Annotated in this window: 20 protein-coding genes; 8 read left to right on the top strand and 12 right to left on the bottom strand. The window is 68.5% G+C overall.

Annotated features, from left to right (window positions below; all coding sequences use genetic code 11):
* Window positions 1-31 precede the first annotated feature (31 nt).
* The 9 genes from fnr to glyA are packed head-to-tail and all read right to left on the bottom strand — an operon-like array spanning window position 32 to window position 7,445.
* Window positions 32-760, bottom strand: coding sequence for a fumarate/nitrate reduction transcriptional regulator Fnr (gene fnr / locus BBH56_RS01525; RefSeq protein ID WP_304625079.1), 729 nt, complete (start codon window positions 758-760; stop codon window positions 32-34).
* A 42-nt stretch (window positions 761-802) separates the two neighbouring features.
* Entirely contained in the window at window positions 803-1,762 is a 960-nt protein-coding gene (gene thiL, locus BBH56_RS01520) for a thiamine-phosphate kinase (protein WP_148121706.1), read from the bottom strand.
* Between the two features lie 11 nt (window positions 1,763-1,773).
* The gene (nusB, locus tag BBH56_RS01515; RefSeq protein WP_148121705.1) at window positions 1,774-2,226 is read right to left on the bottom strand and encodes a transcription antitermination factor NusB; all 453 of its coding nucleotides are present in this window, start codon (window positions 2,224-2,226) and stop codon (window positions 1,774-1,776) included.
* Window positions 2,223-2,708 (bottom strand): 6,7-dimethyl-8-ribityllumazine synthase, encoded by a 486-nt coding sequence (gene ribH, locus BBH56_RS01510; protein ID WP_318262567.1) that lies wholly within the window; start codon window positions 2,706-2,708, stop codon window positions 2,223-2,225. The genes nusB and ribH overlap by 4 nt, the downstream gene beginning before the upstream one ends.
* 47 nt (window positions 2,709-2,755) lie before the next feature.
* The gene (gene ribB / locus BBH56_RS01505) at window positions 2,756-3,910 is read right to left on the bottom strand and encodes a 3,4-dihydroxy-2-butanone-4-phosphate synthase (protein WP_144347812.1); all 1,155 of its coding nucleotides are present in this window, start codon (window positions 3,908-3,910) and stop codon (window positions 2,756-2,758) included.
* 2 nt (window positions 3,911-3,912) lie between these two features.
* Entirely contained in the window at window positions 3,913-4,569 is a 657-nt protein-coding gene (locus BBH56_RS01500; RefSeq protein ID WP_148121704.1) for a riboflavin synthase, read from the bottom strand.
* Window positions 4,570-5,688: a bifunctional diaminohydroxyphosphoribosylaminopyrimidine deaminase/5-amino-6-(5-phosphoribosylamino)uracil reductase RibD gene (ribD, locus tag BBH56_RS01495; RefSeq protein ID WP_404828049.1), complete on the bottom strand. Its 1,119-nt coding sequence runs from the start codon at window positions 5,686-5,688 to the stop codon at window positions 4,570-4,572.
* Complete coding sequence (gene nrdR, locus BBH56_RS01490; protein ID WP_110883236.1) at window positions 5,685-6,170, bottom strand: transcriptional regulator NrdR; 486 nt, start codon at window positions 6,168-6,170, stop codon at window positions 5,685-5,687. The genes ribD and nrdR overlap by 4 nt, the downstream gene beginning before the upstream one ends.
* A gap of 9 nt (window positions 6,171-6,179) precedes the next feature.
* Window positions 6,180-7,445, bottom strand: a complete 1,266-nt coding sequence (glyA, locus tag BBH56_RS01485; protein WP_148121703.1) for a serine hydroxymethyltransferase — start codon at window positions 7,443-7,445, stop codon at window positions 6,180-6,182.
* Between the two features lie 116 nt (window positions 7,446-7,561).
* On the opposite strand from glyA, the gene ettA reads away from it, so the two are divergent.
* Both ettA and purU read left to right on the top strand, forming a co-directional pair.
* Window positions 7,562-9,229 carry an energy-dependent translational throttle protein EttA gene (gene ettA, locus BBH56_RS01480; protein ID WP_148121702.1) on the top strand — a complete coding sequence of 556 codons (1,668 nt, stop codon included), beginning with the start codon at window positions 7,562-7,564 and terminating at the stop codon, window positions 9,227-9,229.
* Complete coding sequence (gene purU, locus BBH56_RS01475) at window positions 9,229-10,098, top strand: formyltetrahydrofolate deformylase (protein ID WP_148121701.1); 870 nt, start codon at window positions 9,229-9,231, stop codon at window positions 10,096-10,098. The genes ettA and purU overlap by 1 nt, the downstream gene beginning before the upstream one ends.
* Here the strand turns inward: purU and BBH56_RS01470 are convergent.
* Together BBH56_RS01470 and BBH56_RS01465 are read right to left on the bottom strand one after the other, a co-directional pair.
* Window positions 10,091-10,894 (bottom strand): M48 family metallopeptidase, encoded by an 804-nt coding sequence (locus BBH56_RS01470; protein WP_148121700.1) that lies wholly within the window; start codon window positions 10,892-10,894, stop codon window positions 10,091-10,093. The two genes, purU and BBH56_RS01470, sit on opposite strands and share 8 nt — an antisense overlap.
* The gene (locus BBH56_RS01465) at window positions 10,884-11,228 is read right to left on the bottom strand and encodes a hypothetical protein (RefSeq protein WP_157809046.1); all 345 of its coding nucleotides are present in this window, start codon (window positions 11,226-11,228) and stop codon (window positions 10,884-10,886) included. The genes BBH56_RS01470 and BBH56_RS01465 overlap by 11 nt, the downstream gene beginning before the upstream one ends.
* An 86-nt stretch (window positions 11,229-11,314) precedes the next feature.
* On the opposite strand from BBH56_RS01465, the gene metH reads away from it, so the two are divergent.
* The 5 genes from metH to BBH56_RS01440 are packed head-to-tail and all read left to right on the top strand — an operon-like array spanning window position 11,315 to window position 18,966.
* Window positions 11,315-15,016 (top strand): methionine synthase, encoded by a 3,702-nt coding sequence (gene metH, locus BBH56_RS01460; protein ID WP_148121698.1) that lies wholly within the window; start codon window positions 11,315-11,317, stop codon window positions 15,014-15,016.
* Window positions 15,017-15,075: 59 nt separating this feature from the next.
* Window positions 15,076-15,660, top strand: coding sequence for an invasion associated locus B family protein (locus BBH56_RS01455; RefSeq protein ID WP_157809045.1), 585 nt, complete (start codon window positions 15,076-15,078; stop codon window positions 15,658-15,660).
* Between the two features lie 40 nt (window positions 15,661-15,700).
* Window positions 15,701-16,024, top strand: coding sequence for an HPF/RaiA family ribosome-associated protein (locus tag BBH56_RS01450; RefSeq protein WP_110882544.1), 324 nt, complete (start codon window positions 15,701-15,703; stop codon window positions 16,022-16,024).
* Window positions 16,025-18,280 carry a glycosyltransferase gene (locus tag BBH56_RS01445; protein ID WP_148121696.1) on the top strand — a complete coding sequence of 752 codons (2,256 nt, stop codon included), beginning with the start codon at window positions 16,025-16,027 and terminating at the stop codon, window positions 18,278-18,280.
* Window positions 18,277-18,966, top strand: a complete 690-nt coding sequence (locus BBH56_RS01440; protein ID WP_157809044.1) for a DUF2334 domain-containing protein — start codon at window positions 18,277-18,279, stop codon at window positions 18,964-18,966. The genes BBH56_RS01445 and BBH56_RS01440 overlap by 4 nt, the downstream gene beginning before the upstream one ends.
* On the opposite strand, the gene BBH56_RS01435 is transcribed toward BBH56_RS01440, so the two are convergent.
* The gene (locus tag BBH56_RS01435; protein WP_148121694.1) at window positions 18,938-19,543 is read right to left on the bottom strand and encodes a superoxide dismutase; all 606 of its coding nucleotides are present in this window, start codon (window positions 19,541-19,543) and stop codon (window positions 18,938-18,940) included. The genes BBH56_RS01440 and BBH56_RS01435 overlap by 29 nt on opposite strands.
* Before the next feature lie 175 nt (window positions 19,544-19,718).
* Between BBH56_RS01435 and BBH56_RS01430 the strand changes: the two genes are divergently transcribed.
* Window positions 19,719-20,300: an SHOCT domain-containing protein gene (locus BBH56_RS01430; RefSeq protein WP_110882540.1), complete on the top strand. Its 582-nt coding sequence runs from the start codon at window positions 19,719-19,721 to the stop codon at window positions 20,298-20,300.
* Window positions 20,301-20,313: the final 13 nt, after the last annotated feature.

Below are 20,313 nucleotides of genomic sequence, written 5' to 3'. Positions count from 1 at the left end.
CGGCAGGCTCTGGCCGGGCGATGCTGGCGGTCTACTCCGCCAGCTCGGCGAGGGCTTCCACCGAGAGCAGCTCCACCTCGCGCCCTTCGGCGCGGATCCAGCCCTGATCCTGAAAGCGCCGGAACACGCGACTCATGGTCTCCGGCGCCAGTCCCAGATAATTCCCCAGATCGCTGCGTGCCATGGACAGGCGAAAGCGCGTGCCGGACAGGCCGCGTTGCCGGAAGCGCTCGGAGAAGCTCAGCAACAGGATGGCCAGCCGCTCGTCGGCGTTGCGCCGGGCCATGGTGAAGAGCATGTCCTGATCGTCGGCGATCTCCTGCGACATCAGCCGCAGCAGCTGGCGCTGCAGATCGGGGATGTCGGCGGCGAGATCCTCGAGCTTCTCAAAGGGCAGCTCGCAGACGCTGGTGGTCTCCAGCGCCACTGCCGATCCCGGATGCTCCCAGCGGTTAATGGCATTCAACGCCACCAGCTCGCCCGGCAGATGGAAACCGGTCACCTGCTGCTCGCCGCTCGCCGTGGTGGTGAAGGATTTCAGCGACCCGGCCCGCACGGCATACAGCGCCCGAAACCCGTCGCCCTCGTCGAACAGCGCCTCGCCCCGGCGCAGCGTCGGCTGATGCTCGATCAGCCGTCCCAGCGTGCCGATATCCGCCTCGTCCAGCGAAACCGGCAGACAGATCCGGCTCAGGCTGCAGCGGCTGCAGGTCTTTGTCTGACAGGATCCGGAAGGATCCACCCGATCACGCATTTGCATAAGCGAAATATTACACCGCGGCCCGGGGCCCCGCCACCGGGATCAGTCACTGAAATGGCGGTAGCCGGCGGCGTCGGCGGTCAACGCCTCGCCATCAAGCCACACGCCGGCACCCGCGCGCACCGCCCCGATGCAGCGGACCGGCGTACGACTGGCCCGTGCCGCCTGCAGGACGGCCGCATCGGCGGCCGCCGGGGCGGTGAAACACAGCTCGTAGTCGTCACCACCGGCAAGCAGGGTCTGGCGCGCGGCGGTATCGCCCAGCCAGTGACGCAGCCGTGCCGAGGGCCGGCAGGCCGCCGCATGCAGCGCAATGGCCACGCTGCTGCCGCGGGCGATGTGCCCGGCATCCGCCACCAGCCCGTCGGAGACATCAATCGCGGCGCTGACGATGCCGGCCAGCGCCTGACCCAGTGCGACGCGCGGCCGCGGGGCGATGAACGCCTGCTGCAGCCCCCGCCATTGGCGCCGATCACGCTGCGTCGGATCCTGCCAGACCGCCAGGCCGCCCATGGCATCGCCGGGCCGACCCGATACCCAGACCCGGTCGCCCACAGCGGCGCCCGCCCGACGCAGCACCGGCCCGTTGGCGTGGCCGGCGACCTGCACACTGATACTGAGCGGCCCGCGGGTCACGTCACCCCCCACCAGGGCCACCGCGTGGCGTCGGGCCAGCGCCTCAAGGCCATCAGCAAAAGCCCTGACCCAGGCCTCGTCGGCCTCGGGCAGGGTCAGCCCCAGCAGCGCCCAGCAGGGCTCGCCCCCCATGGCGGCGATGTCACTCAGGTTGACCGCCAGGGCCCGGTGGCCGACCCATCCGGCTGGCAGATCCGCGGGGAAATGCACCCCCTCGACCAGGGTGTCCAGGGCCATCAGCAGGGGCCGGTCGTCGCCGGCCAATATCGCGGCGTCGTCCCCGACACCCAGAACCACATCGCGGCGCCGGGCGCCGCGGTCCGCCAGATAGCGGCCGATCAGATCAAACTCCGAGGCCCTGGCCATCGCCGTGCCGCTCAGCGCCCGCGGCGCTTCCGCTCCTCGGCCCGCAGTGGCTGGTCGCGGGCCACGCGATCCAGCACGCCATTGATGTACTTGTGACTCTGCTCGGCGCCGAACGCCTTCGCCAGCTCCACCGCCTGATCGATGCACACCCGGTAGGGCACCTCGAGGCGTTCTTCGAGCTCGTAGCTGCCGAGCCGCAGCAGGGCGCGTTCCACCGGATCGAGGTTGACGGCGGGCCGGTCCAGATAGCGGTCATAGGCGGCATCCAGTGACTCGACGCGTTCGGTCACGCCGCGGAACACCTCGCTGAAGTAATCCAGATCCATGTGCCCCAGACGATGGTCGCTGAAGAACTGACGCTGGATGTCGCCGACGTCGCCGCCGGTCATCTGCCACTGATAGAGGGCCTGGAGGATGCGCCGACGGGCCCGGGCCCGCGAGCGATTGGCGCCCGCCGCACTCACAGTCGACGCAGCAGGCTGATCATCTCGAGCAGTGCCATGGCGGATTCGGCGCCCTTGTTGCCGGCCTTGGTCCCGGCCCGCTCGATGGCCTGCTCGATGGTATCGGTGGTGAGCACGCCAAACGACACCGGTACGTCGCGCTGCTGACTGACCTGCCCCAGGCCCTTGGCACATTCGCCGGCGACATACTCGAAATGCGGCGTTCCACCGCGGATGACACAGCCGAGGGCGAGAATGCCGTCGTAGTCGCCCGATCGCGCCAGCCGGTCGGTGACCAGCGGCAGCTCCCATGAGCCGGGCACCCGCACCAGCGTCAGCGAGGCGTCCTCTACCCCGTGGCGGACCAGCGTGTCGCGGGCCCCGCCGATGAGTGAGTCGACGATAAAATCATTGAATCGGGTGGCCACCAGCGCGATCCGCGCATTGGCGGCCATAAAATCACCTTCAAGGGTCTTCATGCTGCTACCGTTGTTGTTATCCATGTGGGCCGCAAGCGTATATCGCCGCGGGCTGCCTGCAAACCGCCTGTCTAGCCGCCAACGCCCCGGTCGTCACCGGTCTGGACGTAATCGACGACTTCCATGCCGAATCCCGACAGGCCGTACATGATCTTCGGCGACGAGAGGACGCGCATGCGCCGAATGCCCAGATCGGTGAGGATCTGCGCCCCCACGCCATAGGTGCGCAGCGACTCGCTCTGATCGGTGACCGGGCGCGGCTCGGGCTGAATCTCACCGCTCTGGGCCAGGGCCTGGAACTCGCGCATGCGGGTCAGCACCTCGGAGCGGTCATCGGCGGTGCGCAGCATCAGCAGACAGGCCGCCCCGGCATTGCTACCGGCGATCTCGTCCAGTGACTGTCGCAGCGACCAGGTCTGATCGGGGGCGATGGCGCCGAACAGATCCGACAGGGTGTTTTCGACCTGCACGCGCACCAGCGCCGGCTGCTCCGGCTCGGGCCGGCCGCGCAGCAGCGCGAAATGCAGGGCGCCGTCCACCACGTCCTGATAGGCATACAGGTGGAAGGGGCCATGCTCGGTGGGCAGCTCGCAGTCGGCGATCCGCTCGACGGTGCGCTCGTTGCGGACCCGATAGGCGATCAGATCCGCCACCGTGCCGATCTTGATGTCGTGCGCCCGGGCGAACGCCAGCAGATCATCCCGCCGGGCCATGGTGCCATCCTCGTTGAGCACCTCGACGATCACCGCCGCCGGTTCAAAGCCGGCCAAACGGGCCAGGTCGCAACCGGCCTCGGTGTGGCCGGCCCGGGTCAGCACGCCGCCCGGCTGCGCCATCAGCGGAAACACATGCCCGGGCTGGATGATGTCCTCGGGACGGGCCTGCGGGGCGACGGCGGCCTGGATGGTGCGGGCGCGGTCGGCCGCGGAGATCCCCGTGGTCACGCCCTGCGCCGCCTCGATGCTCAGGGTGAACTGGGTGCCCTGGTGATCACTCGAGCCGGAGACCATCAACGGCAGGCGCAGCTGCTCGCAGCGCTCGCGGCTCAAGGTCAGGCAGATCAGACCGCGGCCATAGCGGGCCATGAAATTGACGTCGTCCGGCCGCACCATGGAGGCCGCCATGAGCAGATCGCCCTCGTTTTCCCGGTCCTCGTCGTCGAGCATCAGCACCATGCGCCCGGCGCTGATGTCGTCGACGATCTCGTCGATGCTGTTGAACGCCATGATCAGTCCTTCAGAAAGCCGTTGCGCCGCAGCAGGGCCTCGCTCACCCCGCCCTTGGAGCCCGCCGTGTCACCCTGCAGGAGGCGCTCGAGATAGCGCGCGACCAGATCCACTTCCAGATTGACCGGATGCCCGGCCTGATAGCGACCCAGAGTGGTCACCGCCGAGGTATGCGGCACGATGTTGACCTCGAACTCACTGCCCTCGACGCGATTGACCGTGAGGCTGATGCCCTCGATGGCGATCGACCCCTTCTCGGCGATGTAATGCGCCAGCGCCTGCGGGGCGCGGAACCGCCAGCGCTCGGAGCGGCCCGCCGGCGTCCGCGCGACCACCTCGCCGACGCCGTCGATGTGGCCACTGACCAAATGCCCGCCAAGCGGCGTCGACAGGGTCAGGGCCGGCTCCAGGTTGACGCCGTCACCGGGCGTGAGCCGACCCAGCGTCGTGCGCTCGAGGGATTCCAGCGACACATCCGCGGCGAACCCGTCGGCATCGATTTCGACGGCGGTCAGACAGCAGCCATTGACCGCCATGCTGTCACCGATCTGCAGCCGCTCCGTGTCCAGCCCATCCACCGTAAAGCGCATGCGCCGGTCCGAGCCGGTCTCGCGGCTTTCCTGCAGCACGCCCATTGCCTGAATAATGCCCGTGAACATTCAACCGTCCTCCGCGTCATCCCGCATTGTCATCGTCAGCCGAAGATCGTCGCCCACGCGGCGAACGTCCTGCCAGCGCAGGGCAATCCGATCGCTCATCGCCTCGAGACCCGGCAGGGTCAGCAGGGGCTGACCGTCATGCCCCATCAGATGCGGCGCCAGATAGACGATCAGCTCATCGACCCAGCCCGCCTGCAGCCATGCCCCGGTCAGCCGCGAGCCGGCTTCCAGCCACACCTCGTTGATGCCCGCCGCGCCCAGGGCGTCGAGGGCCGCCAGTGGTGAGACATGGCCATCCTCGCCCGGCGCCACCTGCCAGAGCTCGGCGCCGGCGTGCACCCGCTCGGCCTCGCGGGCGGGCATGGTGCCGCCGTGGATCAGCACCACCCCGCGCTCGTCCGCCAGCAGCTCGGCGTCCGGCGGGGTGCGCAGGTCGGTGTCGATCACCACCCGCCGCGGCGCCAGCCAGTCGCCGTCCACATCGCGCACGGTCAGCGCCGGATCATCGGCGATGACGGTATCCACCCCGGTGACGATGGCGCTGCTCGCCGCCCGCCAGCGGTGCACATCGCGACGGGCCGCAGCACTGGTGATCCAGCGGCTCTCGCCGGCGGCCATGGCGGTACGCCCATCCACGCTCGCCGCGAGCTTGGCGCGCACATACGGCCGGCCGTCGCGCATGCGCCGGAAAAACCCCGGATTGAGGGCCTCGCTCTGCGCGGCCATCAGGCCTGCCGCCACCGCGACACCGGCGTCCCGCAGACGCTCGAGCCCCTGCCCCGCCACCCGCGGATTGGGGTCGCTAGCCGCGGCCACCACCCGCGCTACGCCGGCTTCGATCAGCGCATCGGCGCAGGGCGGCGTACGGCCGTAGTGACTGCAGGGCTCGAGGGTCAGGTAGGCCGTCGCGCCCGCGGCATCGCCGCCGGCGGCCCGCAGCGCGAGCACCTCGGCATGCGGCTCGCCGGCCCGTTCGTGCCATGCCTCGCCGATGCAGACCTCATCGCGCACCAGCACGCAGCCCACCCGCGGGTTGGGATCCACCGTCCAGCGGCCGCGCTCGGCGAGCTGCAGCGCGCGGGCCATCCAGGCATGGTCGGCGGTGCTGAAATCACTCAAGAGCGGGGTCCGTCATCCGTCGGCTGCCGATCGTGCTCCTCCAGGCCCTCGATGACTTCGCGGAACGCACTCACGTCCTGAAAGCTGCGATACACCGAGGCAAACCGCACATAGGCCACCTGATCAAGCTCACGCAGCTCCTCCATCACCCAGTCGCCCAGCGTGCTGGCATTCACCTCGCCGTCACCCAGCGCCTGCACCCGCTGGCGGATGCGGCTGAGTGCGGCCTCCACCGCCTCGGTGGCCACCGGGCGCTTCTCGAGGGCCCGCAGCATGCCGTTGCGCAGCCGCTGGTCATCGAACTGCACCCGTGTGCCATCGCGCTTGACCACCCGGGGCATCAGCAGTTCGGCCGACTCATAGGTGGTGAACCGCTCGTTGCAGCCGGCGCACTCGCGCCGGCGCCGGACCTGATCACCCTCGCTGGCGAGCCGCGAGTCGATGACCCGGGTGTCCTGCGTGTGGCAGAAGGGACAGCGCATGGGGCCCGATCAGCCCTGCAGGGCTTCGTAGACCGGAAAGCGGTTGCAGATGTCGGTCACCTGTTCGCGGACGCGCCGGCGCACCGACTCGTCATTGATGTGATCAAGGACATCGCAGATCCAGCCGGCCAGCTCGCGGCTCTCCGCCTCGCGGAAGCCCCGGGTGGTGATCGCCGGCGTGCCGATGCGCAGGCCCGAGGTCACGAACGGCGACTGCGGGTCGTTGGGGACCGTGTTCTTGTTGACGGTGATGTGCGCGTCTTCCAGGGCGGCATCCGCCTCCTTGCCGGTCAGCCCCTTGTTGACCAGGTCCATCAGCAGAAGGTGGTTGTCGGTACCGCCGGAGACCACATCGTAGCCACGCGCCATCACCGTCTCGGCCATGGCCCGGGCGTTGACGACCACCTGCTCCTGATAGTCGCGGAAGCCCGGATCCTGCGCCTCAAGAAAGGCCACCGCCTTGCCGGCAATGGCGTGCATCAGCGGCCCGCCCTGGGTGCCCGGGAAGATCAGCGACTGCAGCTTTTTGGTGACGTCGGGGTTCTCCCGCGCCAGGATCAGCCCGCCGCGCGGCCCGCGCAGGCTCTTGTGCGTGGTGGTGGTGACGACGTCGGCATGGGGCACCGGGCTGGGATAGACCCCGGTGGCCACCAGCCCGGCGATATGCGCCATATCGGCCACCAGCCAGGCGCCCACCGCGTCGGCGATCGCCCGGAAACGCGCCCAGTCAATGACCCGCGAGTAGGCCGAAAAGCCCGCCACGATGATCGTCGGGCGGTGCTCCCGGGCCAGCCGCTCGACCTGCTCGTAGTCGATCTCGCCGGTGTCCGAGGTCACGCCGTACTGCACCGGGTTGTAGATCTTGCCCGAGAAATTCGGCTTGGCGCCGTGGGTCAGGTGCCCGCCATGGTCGAGGCTCAGCCCCAGCAGGGTGTCGCCGGGCTTGGCCAGAGCCATGAACACCGCCAGGTTGGCGCTCGAGCCCGAGTGCGGCTGGACGTTGGCGTAGGCCGCCCCGAACAGCGTCTTGGCGCGCTCGATGGCCAGATTTTCGGCAATGTCCACGTACTGGCAGCCGCCGTAATAGCGCTTGCCCGGATAGCCCTCGGCGTACTTGTTGGTCAGCACGCTGCCCTGCATCTCGAGCACCCGCGGGCTGGCGTAGTTTTCCGAGGCGATCAGCTCGATGTGCGTCTCCTGACGGTCGCGCTCCTGATCGATCGCGGCGGCCAGCTCCGGGTCGAATCCGGCAACACTCATGTCGGTGGAATACATGCCTGTCCTCGTCGTGTGGGGGTAACCGGTGTGAGTCCGCCAGTCTAGCGAAATTCCCTTTCGCGTGCATTGACTGGGTGCTTCTCTCGGCGGCCGAGAGTTCGTAGACTAAGGGGATGGCACAATATATCTACACGATGAATCAGGTGGGCAAGGTCGTCCCGCCGAAAAAGCCCATCCTGCGCGACATCTCGCTGTCGTTTTTCCCCGGCGCCAAGATCGGCGTGCTCGGCCTGAACGGCTCGGGCAAATCGACGCTGCTGCGGATCATGGCCGGACTGGATACCGAGATCGAGGGCGAGGCCCGCGCCCAGGCCGGCACCCGCATCGGCTACCTGCCCCAGGAGCCTGAGCTGGACCCCGCCAAAGACGTGCGCGGCAACGTTGAAGACGGCGTCGCCGACACCAAGGCCCTGATCGACCGGTTCAACGCCGTCTCCGCCCAGTTCGCCGACCCGGATGCCGATTTCGAGGCGCTGATGGCGGAACAGGGCAAGCTCCAGGACCAGATCGACGCCGCCGATGCCTGGGATCTCGAGCGCAAGCTCGACCAGGCCGCCGAGGCCCTGCGCCTGCCGTCGTGGGAGGCCGCGGTCGACACCCTGTCGGGCGGCGAGCGCCGCCGCGTGGCGCTGTGTCGGCTGCTGCTGTCCAACCCCGACATGCTGCTGCTCGACGAGCCCACCAACCACCTCGACGCCGAGTCGGTGGCTTGGCTTGAGCGCTTTCTGGCCGAATTCGAGGGCACCGTGGTGGCGGTCACCCATGACCGCTACTTCCTCGACAATGTCGCCGGCTGGATCCTGGAGCTGGACCGCGGGCACGGCATCCCCTGGCAGGGCAACTACTCATCGTGGCTCGAGCAGAAGGAAAAGCGCCTCGCCCAGGAGGCCCGCGAACAGGCCGCGCACCGCAAGGCCATGCAGGCCGAGCTCGAGTGGGTCCGCTCCAACCCCAAGGGTCGGCAGTCCAAGAACAAGGCGCGGCTCAAGCAGTTCGACGAGCTCCAGTCAAAGGAATTCCAGGCCCGCAACGAGACCAACGAGATCTACATCCCGCCGGGGCCGCGTCTGGGCAACGTCGTGGTCGAGGCCGATGGCGTGCGCAAGGCGTTCGGCGATCAGCTGCTGGTCGACGACCTCTCGTTCACCCTGCCCGCGGGCGGGATCTGCGGGATCATCGGCCCCAACGGCGCGGGCAAGACCACGATGTTCCGCATGATCGTCGGCCAGGAAGCACCCGATGCCGGCCAGCTGCGCCTGGGCGACACCGTCGATCTGGCCTATGTCGATCAGAGCCGCGACCACCTCGACGACACGCGCACCGTCTGGGAGGAAATCTCCGACGGCCACGATCTGCTTCAGGTGGGTCACTACGAGGTCAATTCGCGCGCCTACGTCGGGCGTTTCAACTTCAAGGGCCAGGATCAGCAGAAGCGCATCGGCGAACTCTCCGGCGGCGAGCGCAACCGCGTGCATCTGGCCAAGCTGCTGCAGCGTGGCGGCAACCTGCTGCTGCTCGACGAGCCGACCAACGACCTCGACGTCGAGACACTGCGTGCCCTGGAAGAGGCCCTGCTGGTGTTCCCCGGCTCGGCCATGGTGATCTCCCATGACCGCTGGTTCCTCGACCGCATCGCCACCCACATCCTCGCCTTCGAGGGCGACAGCCAGGTCAACTTCTTCGAGGGCAATTACCAGGAATACGAGGCGGACCGGCGCCGGCGCCTCGGCGACGAGGCCATGAATCCGCACCGCATCAAGTACCGCAGGCTCGCCGGCTGATGGCCGAACGCCGGGCGCGTACCGCCACCCTGCTGATGCACTGCCCCGACCGCCCCGGGGTCGTCGCGGCGGTCACGCGGTTTCTGGCCACCCATGGCGCCAACATCGTCGACCTGGACCAGCATGTCGACCGCGCCGAGGGCGTCTTTTTCATGCGCGTGCGCTGGGAGCTCGAGGGATTCGCCCTGGACGCCGAGGCGTTCGAGGCGGCGTTCCGCAGCGGCATCGCCGATCACTTTGACGCCGTCTGGCAGCTCCATCACCAGGATCGGCCGCTGCGCCTGGCGCTGTTCGTCTCAAAGATGTCGCACTGCCTCTATGACCTGCTGTCGCGCTGGCAGTCCGGGGAGTGGCGGGTCGAGATCCCGCTGATCATCAGCAATCACGAAACCCTGCGCCCCGTCGCGCAGCAGTTCGGGATCCCGTTTCACTGCTTTGCGATCAGCACCGAAAACAAGGCCGAGCAGGAGGCCGCTGAAATCGAGCTGCTCGAGCGGCACGGCATCGACCTGGTGGTGCTGGCGCGCTACATGCAGATCGTCGGCCCGGCGCTGATCAACGCCTTCCCGCAGCGGATCATCAACATCCATCACTCGTTCCTGCCCGCCTTCGCCGGCGCCCGGCCCTACCACGCGGCGCACGCGCGGGGTGTGAAGATCATCGGCGCCACCAGTCACTACGTGACCGAAGACCTGGACGCCGGGCCGATCATCGACCAGGACGTCACCCGCATCACCCATCGCGATTCCATCAAGGCGCTGGTGCGCAAGGGTCAGGATCTTGAAAAGCTGGTGCTGGCGCGCGGCGTCTGGGCGCACCTGCAACGCCAGACCCTGGTCTACCGCAACCGCACCATCGTGTTCAGCTAGCGCAATCCGGCCGGCGGCCCGCCGCACGGGCCTGCTCGTAGCGGTAGATGGCGGTGGGCAGTTCGGCGCGCAGGTCAGCGATGCGCGTCTCGCCCGAGGGATGGGTGGAGAGGAACTCCGGTGGCGCCTCATCCCCGGCATCGGCCATGTTCCGCCACAGTGCGACACTGGCGCGCGGATCGAACCCGGCATCCGCCATCAGCCCGAGGCCGATTTCGTCCGCCTCCGACTCGTGGGTGCGGCTGAACGGCAGGATGATCCCCACCTGCGCGCCCACGCCCAGCACCGCCATCATACGCCGGCGCTGCGGATCGTCGCCCGCCGCCACCTGCAGCGCTCCCAGCCCCAGCGCGGTGGCCATCTCGGTGGACATCCGCTCATTGGCATGTTCCGCCATGACGTGCGCGATTTCGTGGGCGATCACCGCGGCCAGCTGATCGGAGTTTTCGGTGACCTCCAGCAGACCGGTGTAGACGCCGATCTTGCCGCCGGGCAGGGCAAAGGCGTTGACCTGATCGCTCTCGAACACCGTGACTTCCCAGCCATTGCCGGCGTACTCATCGGGCACCTGGGGGATGATGGCCTCGGCCACGCACTCGACCCGGGCCACGCGCGGCCCCGCCTCGAGGACGGGCTCGGCGTCCTGCATCTCGCGGTAGGCCTCGACCCCCATGCTGCGGATCTGTGCATCGGGCATGAACTGCAGCTGCGGCCGGCCGGTGGGCGATGTCGCGCAGGCGCTCAGCAACGCCACCAGCACGAGGGCCGCCAGCGCCCGTGAACCGCTAGCGATCATCGGCGTCGTCGTGGTCGCGGCGCGGGAAGTCCGCCGGCGGCTCGATGGGGGGCGGGCCCGCGCGGCGCTGGGCGAGGATCTGGCGGGTCAGCGTGGCCATGCCCACCGCCAGCGCCAGCACCCCGGCAATGCCGAGCGGCACGAACGCCACGAACGGCGTCATGAACAGCAGCCACAGCACCGCCCCCAGGCCCAGCCAGCGCCCGGCGAACGTCCCCGCATGATCCCGGCACCAGCGCGCCCGCTCATCGGCATCCGCATGGGCCAGCGGCGGCTGGCGCAGATGCCAGGTCAGCGACCAGAAGGCCAGCAGGCGTGCGATCCAGTGGTTCATGCCCGCATTATGCATCGCCACTGGCTGGGGTAAAGCGCCGGATGGCGTATACTGCCCGGTCAACCCCTCTATGCGGAGACGACTTGATGGCGGATCGCGTCCAGCGACTGCGGGAAGCGCTCAACCAGCGCATCCACCTGCTCGACTGTGCCATGGGCACCATGATCCAGGCCTGCGAACTGGCCGAACCCGACTTCAGGGGCGAACGGTTCGCCGACCATCCCCGGGACCTGAACGGCAATAACGATCTGCTCGTGCTGACCCGCCCGGATATCATCGAGCAGATCCACCGCGATAACCTGGCGGCCGGTTCGGATATCGTCGAGACCAACACCTTCTCGGCCACCACCATCGCCCAGGCCGACTACGGGCTCGAGCACCTCGCCCGCGAGATCAATGTCGAGGCGGCGCGGATCGCCCGCCGGGCCTGCGATGAAGCCGAGGCCCGAACCCCGGATCGACCGCGCCTGGTGGCCGGCGCCATCGGCCCGACCAACCGCACCGCCTCGATCTCGCCCGACGTCAACGACCCGGGCAAGCGCAACGTCACCTTCGACGAGCTCACCGTCGCCTACCGCGAGGCCGCGGAGGGCCTGATCGAGGGCGGCGCCGATCTGCTGCTCATCGAGACGATCTTCGACACCCTCAACGCCAAGGCCGTGATCTACGCCCTCGAGGCGCTGTTCGCCGAGCGGGGCGAGCGCTGGCCGGTGATGATCTCGGGCACCATCACCGACGCCTCCGGGCGCACCCTGTCGGGCCAGACCACCGAGGCATTCTGGAACTCGGTGCGCCACGCCCAGCCCTTCACGGTAGGGCTCAACTGCGCGCTGGGCGCCGATCTGATGCGCCCGTTCGTCCAGGAAATCAGCCGCGTCGCCGACACGTTCGTGACCATCTACCCGAACGCCGGGCTGCCCAACGAATTCGGCGAGTACGACCACTCCGCGGAGTTCATGGCCGGGATCATGAAGGAGTTCGCCGAGAGCGGCTTCGTCAACATCATCGGCGGCTGCTGCGGGACCACGCCCGAGCACATCCGCGCCCTGGCGCGGGCCGTCGACGGCATCCCGCCACGGCCCGTGCCCTCGCCCGAACCGGCCATGCGCCTGTCCGGGCTCGAACCCTGCAACATCGGCGACGACGCGCTGTTCGTGAACATCGGCGAGCGCACCAACGTGACCGGCTCGGCACGCTTCAAGCGCCTGATCATGGAAGGCGATTACGACACCGCGCTCGAGGTGGCACGCGACCAGGTCGACGGCGGCGCCCAGATCATCGACGTCAACATGGACGAGGGCATGCTCGACGCCACCGAGGCGATGGAGAGCTACCTCAAGCTGATCGCCACCGAGCCGGAGATCGCCCGGGTGCCGATCATGGTCGACTCCTCCAAATGGGACGCCATGATCGCCGGGCTCAAGTGGATCCAGGGCAAGTCCGTGGTCAACTCGATCTCGCTCAAGGAAGGCGAGGCCCCGTTCCTCGCCCAGGCCACCGATCTCAAACGCCATGGCGCTGCCGTGGTGGTGATGGCCTTCGACGAGCAGGGCCAGGCCGACACCTACGAGCGGCGCATCCAGATCTGCCAGCGCGCCTATGAACTGCTCACCGGGCGGATCGGTTTTCCGGCCGAAGACATCATCTTTGACCCGAATATCTTCCCGGTGGCCACGGGCATCGCCGAGCACGACCGCTACGCCGTGGACTTCATCGAGGCGACGCGCTGGATCAAGAACAACCTGCCCCACGCCAAGGTCAGCGGCGGGCTGTCGAACCTGTCGTTCTCATTCCGCGGCAACAACGCCGTGCGCGAGGCCATGCACTCGGTGTTCCTCTACCACTCGATCCGCGCCGGGCTGGACATGGCGATCGTCAACGCCGGCCAGCTCGAAGTCTACGACGACATCGACCCCGAGCTGCGCGACCATGTCGAAGACGTGGTGCTGGCGCGGCGTGACGATGCCACCGAGCGGCTGCTGGATCTGGCCGAGCGCTACAAGGGCCAGGGCGGCCGGAAAAAGGAAGAGGATCTGGCCTGGCGCGAGCAGCCCGTGGCCAAGCGCCTGGAGCACGCGCTGGTCAAGGGCATCGCCGATTACACCGATGACGACGTCGAGGAGGCGCGCCAGCAGTTCAACCGCCCCATCGAGGTCATCGAAGGCCCGCTGATGGACGGCATGAACGTGGTCGGCGACCTGTTCGGCGAGGGCAAGATGTTCCTGCCCCAGGTGGTGAAGTCGGCGCGGGTCATGAAAAAGGCCGTCGCCTATCTGCTGCCCTACATCGAAGAGGAAAAGGCCGCGAATGGTGGCGGCGACGACGAGCCCGCCGGGCGCATCCTGCTGGCCACGGTGAAGGGCGATGTCCACGACATCGGCAAGAACATCGTCGGCGTGGTCCTGCAGTGCAACAACTTCGAGGTCACCGACCTGGGCGTGATGGTGCCCGCCGAGCGGATCCTGGATGCCGCCGTCGAGCACAACGCCGATGTCATCGGCCTGTCCGGGCTGATCACGCCGTCGCTGGATGAGATGGTCAACGTCGCCAAGGAGATGCAGCGCCGGGGCATGTCCACTCCCCTGCTGATCGGCGGCGCCACCACCTCGCGGGTGCACACCGCGGTCAAGATCGACCCGCGGTATGACCAGGACGTCATCTACGTCAAGGACGCCTCGCGTGCCGTCGGAGTCGCCAGCAACCTGGTCAGCGAGACCCGCTACGAGGCCTTTGCCGCCGACCTGCGCGAGGAATACGAACGCGTGCGCAAACAGCACGAGGGCCGGCAGCGGCGCCATAAGTGGCTGGACATCGAGACCGCCCGCGCCAATCGCACGCCCATCGACTGGCAGGCCTATACCCCGGTGCAGCCCGTCGCGCCCGGCATCCACGAAATCGAGCCCGCCCTCGATGAACTGGTGGACTACATCGACTGGACGCCGTTTTTCCATGCCTGGGAACTGGCCGGCTCGTACCCGAAGATCCTCGACGACGAGATCGTCGGCGAGGAGGCGCGCAAGCTGCATGCCGACGCCGTCGCCATGCTCGAGCAGCTGGTGGCCGAAAAGTGGCTCACCGCCCGGGGCGTGTTCGGTCTGTTCCCCGCCAACGCCGTCGGCGATGACACCGAGCTCTACACCGGCGAGGACCGCACCGAGGTGCTGACCACGTTGCATCATCTGCGCCAGCAGAATGAAAAGCCCGACGGCCGACCCAACCAGTCACTGGCCGATTACGTCGCCCCGCGCGAGACCGGTCACGCCGACTGGATGGGGGCCTTTGCAGTGACCACGGGACTGGGCATCGACGCACCGGTGGCCCGGTTCGAGGCCGACCACGACGATTACAACTCGATCATGGTCAAGGCCCTCGCCGACCGGCTGGCCGAGGCCTTTACCGAGATGCTGCACCAGCGGGTACGCCGCGAGTTCTGGGGCTATCAGCCCGACGAAAGCCTCGACAACGCCGCGCTCATCGCCGAGAAGTATCGCGGCATCCGGCCCGCGCCGGGGTATCCCGCCTGCCCCGACCACACTGAAAAGGACCGGCTCTGGTCGCTGCTGGATGTTGAGAACCGGATCGGCCTGCGCCTGACCGAAAGCCGCGCCATGTTCCCCACCGCCGCGGTATCGGGCTGGTATTTCGGCCATCCGGACAGCCGCTACTTCGGCGTCGGGCGCATCTATCGCGACCAGGTCGAGGACTATGCCCGGCGCAAGGACATGCCGGTCACCGAGGTCGAGCGCTGGCTCGCCCCCAACCTCGGCTACGAGCCGGACGAGGGCTGATTTGCATGCACGCCCCAGTCCGGCAGACTGGGGGCACTCAAAGGCAATCGAGAGACATCATGAACCGAGTGACTGCCCGCGCGGCCCTGTTTGCCACCCTGTCCAGCCTGATGCTGCTGGTGCTTACCGCCGGCACCGCAGGGGCCCAGAGCGAGGGGACCGATTCCGCCCTCGAGCCACAGGCGGAGCGGCCCCAGGCCGAGGTCCGTGAGCGCAATCAGGACTGGATCGTGCGCTGCCAGCCGGCCCCGGAAGACGCCTTCGGCGCCGGCGAGTTCTGCGAGATGTACCAGCAGGTGAGCGAGCAGCAAAACGACCAGACCGTCCTCGAGGCGGTGATCGGCTTCCCGCCGGATTCCGACCGGCCGGTGGCCCTGTTCAACCTGCCCCTGGGCATGCTGCTGCCGCCGGGCGTCGCGCTGAGTATTGACGGCGGCGAGGCCGAGCGGTTTGCGGTGCAGATCTGCCTGCAGGCCGGCTGCCGCACGAGCATCGAACTCGGCGATGACCTGCTCAGCCGCATGCGCGCCGGCGAGCGCGCCACCCTGACCATCGCCGATCCGCAGAACCGCGAGGTCGAGATCCCGCTGTCGCTGCTTGGCTTCAGTGCGTCACTCGACACGCTGCGCGAGAACCGGCCCTGAGGCCGGCCTGTCATTCACGCACGAGGAGGGTCTGATTCCAATGGAACTGATCATCAACCCGGGCGACGGGGTGCATCTCTCGGATGCCCTCCGCGACCACGTCCAGCACAAGCTCGAGCCGGTTGAGCGCAAGCACGGCGAGCGCCTGACGCGCATCGAGGTGCACTTCAAGGACGACAACGCCGGCAAGGGCGGCGCCGATGATGTGCACTGCCTGCTCGAAGCCCACCCGCGTGGCCGCGACCCGCTGGTGGCCGAAGCCGTCGCCGAGGATGCCTACACCGCCGCCCACCAGGCCGCCGGCAAGCTGGACCGCAGTCTGGCGCACCACTTCGGCAAGGATGATCGCGTCCGGCGGCACTGAGTGATCCGCGTCATCACCGACTGGCTCGGGCTGATCGGGTCGGGCCTGATCCCCGTTCGCGACGGCGTGTTGCGCAACGGGCCGCGGCGCTGGGCGGTCACCCTGTTGCTGGGAGGAGGCCTGCCCTTCGCCCTCGCCTACTACGCCCTGGGCCTGGGCCTCGACGAAGTGCTCTTCCGACGCTACCGGCGCCAGCCCGTCCGGCGTCCGGTTTTCATTCTGGGGGTGCCACGCAGCGGCACCACGGCGCTGCATGAAGCGCTTGCCCACGATTCCCGCTTCACCACCCAGCAGACCTGGGAATGTCTGCTCGCCCCGGCCATCAGCCACCGCTACGCCTGGCACGGACTGGCACGCCTCGACCGATGTCTGGGGCGGCCGCTGCAACGCCTGGCCGGCACCCTCAACCGTCGCTTTCTGGCCCCGCTCACCGATGCCCACCCCATCACGGCCCGCGCGCCCGAGGAGGACTATCTCAGCCTGCTGCCGTGGCTGTCGGCGTTCATCCTGGTGGTGGCGTTTCCCGACAGCCGCCGACTGTGGCGCCTGGGCCGTGGCGACGCCGCACTCACCGAGGCCGAAAAACGCCGCCTGATGCGCCACTACCGGCGCAACATCCAGCGCCACCTGTTCTTTCATGGCGGCCAACGCACCTATCTGGCCAAGAACGCCAGCCACGCGACCCTGGTGGCGACGCTGCAGACCGCCTTCCCGGATGCACGCTTCATCGCCTGCCTGCGCGATCCCGCCGAGGTCGTCTCGTCGCAGCTCTCAAGCCTTGCCCCGGGGCTGGAGGCACTGCATGGCCGCATCCACCGCGGCGCCCTCGCCCGGCGCATGCTCCGGCAGCTGCATTTCGGCTATACCGAACTGCTCTCGGTGCTGCCCCGACGCGCCGCCGGTCGCGCCGTGCTGATCCCGCTGCCCGCCCAGCGCCAGGGCCTGGCCGCCACCCTGCGCGAGACCTATGCCGCCCTCGAGCTGCCCCTGGACCCGGCCTTTGCCGGGCATCTCGAGACCCTCGATGCACGGGCGCGCCAGCATCGCTCGGGGCACCGTCACGCCCTGGGCGACCATGACCTGGACGCCGACACCATCGCCGAGCGCTTCGCCGACATCCGTGCGGCCTTCGACTTTACCGCCACCCGACCGCTCAAGGCCGACGAGGCGACGCCGATGGATCCTCGCCCGCGGGTACTGGTGGTCTCGGACGCCGCGCCCCAGCGCAATGGCGTGGGCACTTACTACAGCGATCTCATCGAACATCTGCGCGACAGCGTCGGTGACATCGCCCTGATCGCCGCCGGCGACCCGGCGCATCCCCGCCGCCACTGGTTCGAGACCGGCCTGCCCGGCGATGCCACCCAGCGCATCGCAGTGCCGGCGCCACGCGCGTTCTGGCGCAGCCTCGAGGCCTGGCGGCCGGACACGCTGATCGTAGCCACGCCCGGGCCCTACGGCGTACTCGCCGCCCTGATGGCGCGACGCCTGGGCGCGCGGCTCATCTTTGGCCTGCACACCGACTACGAGGCGCTGGCCACCCTTTACTGGGGCCGACTGCGGGGCTGGCTGAACCGCGCGCTGATGGCGCGGGTCAACGCGGTGGTCTTCCGGCGCGCCGCGGTGGTGGTCAGCAACTCGGCGCACATGCACCAGCTGGCCCGCGACAAGGGCGCCCATCACGCGGTCCGCGTCCATACCCCGGTCCCCCGGGCGTTTCTCGACACACCCGTGGCAGCGCTCGAAACCCCGCCACGGCGGATACTGTTCGTCGGCCGGCTGGCGGCGGAAAAACGCGTCGAATCGGTGATTGACGCCGCCGCGGCCCACCCGGGATGCACGGTGCGCATCGCCGGCGACGGCCCGCAGCGCGGCACCGTCGAGGCGGCCGCTGCGCGGCTCGACAACCTCGAGTACCTGGGCTGGCTGGATCGCGGCGCCCTGCTCAGCGCACTGGACGCCAGCGACCTGCTGGTCCTGCCCTCTCAGGTCGAGGCGTTCGGCACGGTCGCCCTCGAAGCCATGGCCCGCGGGCGGGTGACGCTGGTCTCGCCGGGCTGCGGAATTGCCGACTGGCCGGAGTTTGCCCCGGGTCTGCGGGTGATGGCCGACGACGAGACGGTCGAACAGGCCCTGGAGCGGCTTTTCAGCGAACCCCCGGCGGCCCTTGCCGACTGTGCCGCGACGGCCCGGGCCCAGGCGGTCGCCATGACCCGGCGCTGTCTGGATGAATGGCAGGCGCTGATCCGGCCATGAACCACCCCGCCGTCTGCCTGAGCATTCACGATGTCATGCCCGACACCCTGACCCCGGTGACGGCCCTGATCGACCGCTGCCGGCGCCATGGCTGGCCGCCCCCCACGCTGCTGGTGGTGCCCGGACGCGACTGGGACCGCGCCGGTATCAGCCAGCTGCAGCGCTGGCAGGCCGACGGCCACCCGCTGGCCGGCCACGGCTGGCGCCACGCCATCGATGGTTTCGGTGGGATTGGGCACCGTGTCCACAGCGCGCTCATCTCGCGCCGGGTGGCCGAGCACCTGAGCCTGGACGCCGAAGGCATCCTCGCGCTGATGCGGCGCTGTCACGCCTGGTTTGGCCGGCATGACCTGACCCCCGACGGGCTTTATGTGCCGCCGGCCTGGGCGCTCGGCGCCCTGCCGCTGCGACGCCTCGACGAGCAGCCGTTCAGCCTGGTGGAGACATTGCGGGGGATTCATTCACGCGCCGACGGGCGCTGGCGCTATCGGGCGCTGCTTGGCTACGAGGCGGGCAACCGCCTGCAGAAGGCGGCGCTGCAGGTGAGCAACGCCGTCAACCGACGCCGCGCGCCGGCGGCGGGGCTGCGCATCGGGCTGCATCCCCATGATGCGCAGCTGCCGCTGGCGGGCGCCATGGACCGGGATCTGGCGCGGTTCAGCCCGCGTCCGCCAGCAGGCGGTTGACCTCGTCCCAGTTCACCACGTCCCAGAACGCCTCGACATAATCCGGGCGACGGTTCTGGTAGCGCAGGTAATAGGCGTGCTCCCAGACATCAATGCCCAGCACCGGGTGGCCCGGCTGCTCGGCGACGTCCATCAGCGGGTTGTCCTGATTGGGCGTCGAGGTGACCTTGAGGCCCTCCGGCGTGTGGATCAGCCACGCCCAGCCCGAGCCGAACCGGCCCAGTGCGGCGTTGGTGAACGTCTCGCGGAAGGTCTCGAACGAGCCGAACGCCGCGTTGATGGCATCGGCCACCGCGCCATTGGGCGCGCCGCCCCCGTTGGGCGAGAGCATCTTCCAGAACAGCGAATGGTTGTAGTGCCCGCCGCCGTTATTGCGCACCGCCGTCGGCAGGGCCGAGACACCGGTCAGCAGCGACTCGAGCGGCTTATCGGCGTGCTCGGTCCCCTCCACCGCGGCGTTGAGTTTGGTGACGTAGGTGTTGTGATGCTTGGTGTGATGGATCTCCATGGTGCGCGCATCGATGGAGCGGTCCAATGCATCATAGTCGTAGGGCAAATCCGGTAGCGTAAAGGCCATTTGGATCTCCTTTTGCGGTTTCAAGGACGGGGGCCGCTGCGGCCCGATCCCGAAATCGTACCCCCGCAGTCCCATTTTGGCCAGTATCGGGCTGGCCAAGTATCGGGCTGGCCAAGCCCCGCCCCCATCGGCAATACTCACGGGTTATAGATCCCGTTGTCATCGGAGTCCGATCATGGTTTTTCCCAAGTCCCTGCCCATTCTCGCGGCCTGCCTCGGCCTTGGCGCCTGCAGCATGCTGCCGGGCATCAGCGACGGCGATCCGGCGGATGCCGCCCGCGCCGAAGCCGAGGCCCCGTCGGCGGCCGACGGGTTCATCAGCCGCGTCAGCACGCCCGAGCTGACGGTCAGCACCGACGCGCCGGGCAACGAATTCCGTCAGGTGGATCAGTTCACCCGCTACGCGCGCGTCAACTGCAATATCGCCTCGCAGCGTGACGCCGGCCTCGAGACCATCGTGCGAAAACTCCGCGACGAGGCCGCCGCGGGCAATGCCGACTACCTGCGCATCGTCGGCGCCGGGCCGTTCTACAATCGCGGCATCTGCGACGAGTCCCAGCTGCAGCTGAGCGGCACCGCCTATCGGCGCGACACCGGCGGCACCAGCGGTCAGGTCGGCGGCAGCGCGGCGTCAGCCCCGGCCACCGATTCGCTGGCCGGCCGGCTTGAAGAGCTCGAGGCGCTGCGCGATCGGGGTCTGATCAATCAGAATGAATATGAACAGCTCCGTGAGCGGGTTCTCGACGAAGCCTACTGAAGGGTCCAGGGCA

The sequence above is a fragment of the Spiribacter roseus genome, from assembly GCF_002813635.1.
GTDB lineage: Bacteria > Pseudomonadota > Gammaproteobacteria > Nitrococcales > Nitrococcaceae > Spiribacter > Spiribacter roseus.
Note: the sequence above shows the minus strand (reverse complement) of the source record. Positions and strands in the feature narration are given on the sequence as shown.